A 5,539-nucleotide genomic window follows, 5' to 3' on the forward strand; every position below is an offset into this window, starting at 1 on the left:
CTGGCCTATCATCGTGGAGTCTGCCATTTGCCGGGCAACCGTTCTCGGCCAAGGGGATCCAAGTGAAGGTAGCGCTGTTGCAACTCAACTACACCGTTGGCGATCTCAGCGGCAATGCTGAACGCATCCGTGCGGCGGTCGAGGCAGCGGCGGCGGCAGGAGCGGAGCTGGCCATTACGTCTGAGCTGGCCCTGTTGGGGTACCCACCCCGGGATCTGCTGCTCTATCCAGCTCTCATCGAGAGGGCCGGCCAAGTTTTGCAGCAGTTGGCCGCCCGGCTGCAGGAGAGCATTCCGGTGGTGGTGGGATCCGTGCAGCCCAACCCTCTGCCGGAGGGGCGGCCCCTCTACAATGCGGCAGCCTGGCTGGAAAGGGGGCAGATCCGCCACTGGTTTCAGAAGTCGCTCCTGCCCACCTACGATGTCTTCGACGAGGATCGCTACTTCGAGCCGGGATCCCCGCCCCCGCCCATTGAGTACCGGGGCCGCCGACTGGGCTTTACCATCTGTGAGGACATCTGGAACGACCGCGACTTCTGGCAGCACCGCCGCTACCACCGCGATCCAGTAGAAGAGATGGCCCGCTGCGGCGCCGATTTGCTGATTAACCTTTCCGCCTCCCCTTTTAGCTTGGGCAAGCAAAAATTGCGGGTGGAGATGCTGGGATCCCTAGCCCGCAAGCACGCCCTGCCCATCCTCTATGTCAACCAGGTGGGAGGCAACGACGACCTCATCTTTGACGGGGCCAGTTGCGCCCTAGATGGCCGCGGCCGGCTGGTGGCCCAAGCCGCTGCTTTTGCGCCGGATCGGCTCATCGTGGATGTGGAGGCGCTGCTCCATCCCCGTGATGAGGAACCCAGCCCGCCGGAATCCCGCTGGCCAACAGAGCCGGAAGCGGAGCTCTACCAAGCCTTGGTTTTGGGCACCCGCGACTACGTCAGCAAATGTGGCTTTCGCGAGGTGTTGCTGGGCCTGTCGGGAGGGATCGACTCGGCTGTTACTGCCGTCATTGCCGCCGACGCCCTAGGGCCAGAGCGGGTGCTGGGAGTGCTCATGCCCTCTCCCTATTCCAGTCCCGGCAGCCTGACGGACGCCTACCAACTGGCGCAAAACCTAGGGATCCCGACCCTAAAGCTGCCCATTCACTCGATTATGGAGAGCTACCACCATCTCCTGGCCGAGCCTTTTGCTGGCCTCCCCCCCGACATCACCGAAGAGAACCTGCAGTCCCGCATCCGCGGCACCCTGCTCATGGCCCTCTCCAACAAGTTTGGCCGGCTGCTTTTGACCACGGGCAACAAGTCGGAGCTGGCGGTGGGCTACTGCACCATCTACGGGGATATGTCCGGCGGCTTGGCGGTGATCTCCGATGTGCCCAAAACCTGGGTCTACCGCCTGGCCCGCTGGATCAACCGGCAGCAGGAGCGGATCCCTCTTCCCATCCTCACCAAGCCCCCCTCGGCAGAGCTGCGGCCGGACCAGCGAGATAGCGACAGCCTACCCCCCTACGACGTGCTGGACGCCATCCTGCAGCGGCACATTGAACAGCACCAATCCGCTGCCGAGCTGGTGGCCCAAGGGTTTGATGCCGATACTGTACAGCAGGTGCTGCGGCTGGTGCAAAATGCCGAGTTCAAGCGCCACCAAGCCCCTCCGGGACTGCGGGTTACCGATCGGGCTTTTGGCACCGGCTGGCGCATGCCCATTGCCAAACGCCAGGAAGGGATCAGCTAGAAACTGCAGAGGCCCTGCCTTCTACCCGTAGGGTCAGGGCCAGGAAGAAGGCCGCATAACGCGGTATTGGGCACTGGTAACGGTCGATTGGAGCTGAAGGTAAACCAGTCCAGAGGCTCGCGGTTGGCTTGCCAACTGTAGGGCTACCAAAAGTCTGCTCAGTTGGAGGCAGGTGGTTTACTTGATTTTGCCCTCGCTCCCCCCTCTCCCTCAAGGAGAGGGGGGTTGCCGCAAGCCAAGTTTTCTAGATCAGCCCCAGCCAAGAGGCGACGCCTTGGCCGGTCACCGCCTCGATGACAATGGCCAGGACAAAGCCAATCATGGCTGCGCGACCGTTGAGACGCTCGGCATATTCGTTAAAGCCAAACTTGGGCTCAGACAGGTTGGGGTTGGACATAGGAACCTCCGCTGGGTGCTCTGGGGCAAATCTGGAAGAACGCTCCCTGCCCTTTAGTATAGTTTGCATTTCTTCATAATTGCAAGAAGACGATTAGGCAACCGTTGACACACCCCCGGTCGGGGGATGCTTACGCAGTCCACAGTTGGACCCGTAAAGGCGCTGTCAAGACGCCTCTAGACCGTTCCTAGAGACAAAGCCTCAAGGTTCCGCTTACTGACTGGCTTTCGGCACTGTCCGGGTTTTTCAGCAGGGTAGGTGCACTCAAGTCGCTCGAAGGCTTTTCTGCCCCCCAGTAATCGCGCTAGCGGGACGGAGTCCTTTCGCGCTAGCGGGACGAAGGGCTACCAAGCTACTCTGCTGTGTTCCTCCCCTTAGCCCAGAACGGCAGGGATCCCTGTTACAAAAGTTCGGAAATCGCAGCCGTCCCACCGACTAGGGTAATCTGAAGTGCAGGTCAACGGAGAAAACCCCTATGGCGATTCAGCGTGGTGCCAAAGTCCGTGTGTTGCGGAAAGAATCCTACTGGTATCGGGATGTGGGGACGGTGGCAGCGGTGGATACCAGTGGCATCCTCTACCCGGTGATCGTCCGCTTTGACAAGGTTAACTACTACAACATCAACACCAACAACTTCCGCGAGGACGAGCTGGAGGTGGTGGAAGAGCCCAAGCCCAAAGCCAAAGCTACCTCTGCCAAGTAAACCAAGTTTTTGGCCTTCCTGTCCTGTGCCCGAGCTGCCCGAGGTTGAAACCGTCAGGCGGGATCTGCAGCGCCTTACTCTAGGTCTGCGCATCCTGGCGGTGGAGGTGCTTCTCCCTCGCACCGTGGCCTACCCTGGCAAAGAGGAGTTTGAGCAGGGGCTGGCTGGTACCTGTTTGACCCAGTGGCAGCGGCGAGGCAAGTATCTCTTGGGATCCCTGGACTCCGGAGCGGTTCTGGGTGTGCATCTGCGCATGACCGGGCAACTGCTCTGGGTTCAGGGATCCGCGCCTTTGCCGGTTCATACTCGCGTCCGGCTGCGCCTGGAGCAGGGGTGGGAGCTGCGCTTTGTTGATCTGCGCACCTTTGGCCAGATGTGGCTGGTGCCCGCCGGGGTGGAGCCGGAGACGGTGATCCCCGCCCTGCAGAGCTTGGGGCCGGAGCCGCTGTCGCCAGCCTTTTCAGAAATCTATTTCCAAGCGGCTTTGCAGAAGAGCCGCCGCCCCATCAAAACTGCCCTGCTGGATCAGGGGCTGGTGGCGGGGGTGGGCAACATTTACGCTGATGAGGCCCTGTTTTTGAGCGGCATTCACCCTTTGACGCCCGCCTCACAGCTTTCCGACGCTGCCAAAAGCCGCCTGCGGCAAGCTTTGATCGAGGTGTTGCGGGTTGGGCTGGAGCAGCGGGGCACCACCCTGCGCGATTACCGGGATCTGCGTGGGCTCAACGGCAACTATCAAGGTCAAGCCTGGGTGTACGGTCGGGAAGGGGATCCCTGCCGCCTCTGTGGCACCCCCATTCAGCGGCTTAAACTGGCGGGCCGCTCAGCCCACTTTTGCCCCCGCTGCCAGCCGCCCCCAGGCCAGGTGGCAACTGGATGGCGGATCCCCCGCAAGCAGCTATAGTTCTAGATTGATCCCCAGCTCCCCTCTCCCAGAGGGAGAGAGGCCGACGGTGAGAGAGGGATCCCGGTGAAAAAGATGGCATGGCCCCAGTTTTGGGTCGGTCTCCTCGGCGGGGTGGTCGGGATCCCGGCACTTCCTGTTTTTGCTCAACTGGAGCTGGATGCCCAACTGGGCCGATCCCAAGTTGTTGCCCCCAGCAAAGATTGCCCCGCCTGCGACCTAACGGGAGCGGAGCTGCCAGGCGTGGATTTGCGGGGGGCCAACCTCAAAGAAGCCATCCTCAAGCAGGCCAACCTGCAAGCTGCCAACCTCTCCCAGGCAATCCTCAACTTGGCCGATTTGCGCGGCGCCAACCTGAGCAGCACGGATCAGGGCGGGGCCTTTCTGTGGGAGGCGGACCTCAGGCAAGCCAACCTGCAGCAGGCCAATCTCACAGGGGCTAACCTTCAGGTAGCCAACCTCAGCGGTGCGGATTTGCGCGGGGCCATTCTCGCCGGCGCTGACCTGACAGGAGCCAACCTAATCCAGGCCGATCTGCGCGGGGCCGACCTGCGGGGAGCTTTTCTGGAGGGAGCCGATCTAACTGGCGCCTTGTACAACGCCCAGACCCAACTGGATCCCACCTTTAGCCCCAGCGCCCACGGCATGGTCTTTGTGAAAAACTAGCTCCCTAGGGATCGGGGGTGGTGGCGTTAGCGGCGCGGAGCGCTTGGGCTAGCTCCCTTTTTGGGCAGATTAAGCTTAGCTCTCTCCCTGGCCGGGATCCCCTGCCATGAGTTCCCCTGTGCGAGTTCTGATTGCCGACGACCATCCCCTATTTCGGCTGGGGCTAAAGTTTGCCCTGCAAGCGCAAGGATTTGAGGTGGTGGCCGAAGCGGAGACGGGATCCCAGGCCGTTGAGTACTGCCGCCACAACCCTCCCGAGGTGGCCATTTTGGATGTGCGCATGCCGGATGGAGATGGGATCCTGGCCTGCCAGCAGATTGTTGAGCTGGGCCTGTCGGTGGTGGTGGTGATGATGACCACCTTTCAGGAGCCGGCCCTGATCGAGGCGGCGCGACGAGCGGGGGCCAAAGGCTACCTCTCCAAAGAAACTGACCCGGCGGAGCTGGCCCGCGTTCTTCGCCAGATCTTGGCCAACCCCGACCAAGACTGGCTGCCTGCTTCCCAAGAGTTGCCCAAGCTTACCCCCCGCGAGCTCTGTGTGTTGCAACTGATGAGCCAAGGCTTGGCCAACAAGCAGATTGCCCGCCGCCTGGGCCTCAGCGTGGAAACCGTGAAAGAATACGCCAGCACTGCCTACCGCAAGCTGGGCGCCACCGACCGTGTCACTGCTCTGCTCAAGGCGCAACAACTGGGAATTCTCTAAGTACAGAGCCCCTATCCTCCTCCCCTCTCCCTGAGGGAGAGGGGCCGGGGGTGGTCGCGTGAGCGGGCGGAGCGCTTGGGCAGCCCGGCGGTTCCCCCCAGAGGTGGGGATGTCTGCAATCGGGATCCCTTGCATACTGTTGCTATCCTGGTAGCCTTTACCCGCGTACGGCTATGTCTGCTCCTTCTCCGCTGTTGCTCAAGCTTGCCCTGCGTCTGCTTGGCTCTCTGAAGATCCCGGTGGATCGGCGCAGGATCCGCGAGCGTGGCTTTGTTCTACCGGTCGCCATCTTGATTGTACTGGTGTTGAGCTTGGTAACGGTGGGCCTGCTCACCCGCTCCACCCAGCGCAATATCCAAACCCAGGTGGAACGGGCGGGGCAGACGGTTAGCCGACAACTAAACGCCGCCATCGACCGGGCGCGGGCCAAGAT

At 61.7% G+C, this 5,539-nt stretch carries 7 protein-coding genes; 6 read left to right on the forward strand and 1 reads right to left on the reverse strand.

The genetic code is table 11. The annotated features are described in order from the left end of the window. Positions 1 to 62 precede the first annotated feature (62 nt). Positions 63 to 1,733: an NAD+ synthase gene (locus tag NW827_RS06430; RefSeq protein WP_414404376.1), complete on the forward strand. Its 1,671-nt coding sequence runs from the start codon at positions 63 to 65 to the stop codon at positions 1,731 to 1,733. Between the two features lie 244 nt (positions 1,734 to 1,977). Here NW827_RS06430 and NW827_RS06435 read toward each other — a convergent pair whose 3' ends face one another. Beyond that, entirely contained in the window at positions 1,978 to 2,130 is a 153-nt protein-coding gene (locus NW827_RS06435) for a chlorophyll a/b-binding protein (protein WP_011429120.1), read from the reverse strand. Between the two features lie 475 nt (positions 2,131 to 2,605). Between NW827_RS06435 and NW827_RS06440 the strand changes: the two genes are divergently transcribed. The 5 genes from NW827_RS06440 to NW827_RS06460 form a co-directional block, all read left to right on the forward strand. Continuing rightward, entirely contained in the window at positions 2,606 to 2,833 is a 228-nt protein-coding gene (locus NW827_RS06440) for a photosystem I reaction center subunit IV (protein WP_414362355.1), read from the forward strand. Positions 2,834 to 2,858: 25 nt separating this feature from the next. Then, a complete protein-coding gene (locus NW827_RS06445; RefSeq protein ID WP_414362356.1) occupies positions 2,859 to 3,737 on the forward strand; it encodes a DNA-formamidopyrimidine glycosylase in 879 nt (292 codons plus the stop codon). 75 nt (positions 3,738 to 3,812) lie between these two features. Beyond that, the gene (locus tag NW827_RS06450) at positions 3,813 to 4,403 is read left to right on the forward strand and encodes a pentapeptide repeat-containing protein (RefSeq protein WP_414503464.1); all 591 of its coding nucleotides are present in this window, start codon (positions 3,813 to 3,815) and stop codon (positions 4,401 to 4,403) included. A 106-nt stretch (positions 4,404 to 4,509) separates the two neighbouring features. After that, the gene (locus tag NW827_RS06455) at positions 4,510 to 5,106 is read left to right on the forward strand and encodes a response regulator (RefSeq protein WP_414362358.1); all 597 of its coding nucleotides are present in this window, start codon (positions 4,510 to 4,512) and stop codon (positions 5,104 to 5,106) included. A 173-nt stretch (positions 5,107 to 5,279) separates the two neighbouring features. Next, positions 5,280 to 5,539 (forward strand): hypothetical protein (locus NW827_RS06460; protein ID WP_414503465.1); only part of this gene is annotated, 260 nt, incomplete at its 3' end.

The sequence above is a fragment of the Synechococcus sp. H70.1 genome, from assembly GCF_047502705.1.
Classification (GTDB): Bacteria; Cyanobacteriota; Cyanobacteriia; order Thermostichales; family Thermostichaceae; genus Thermostichus.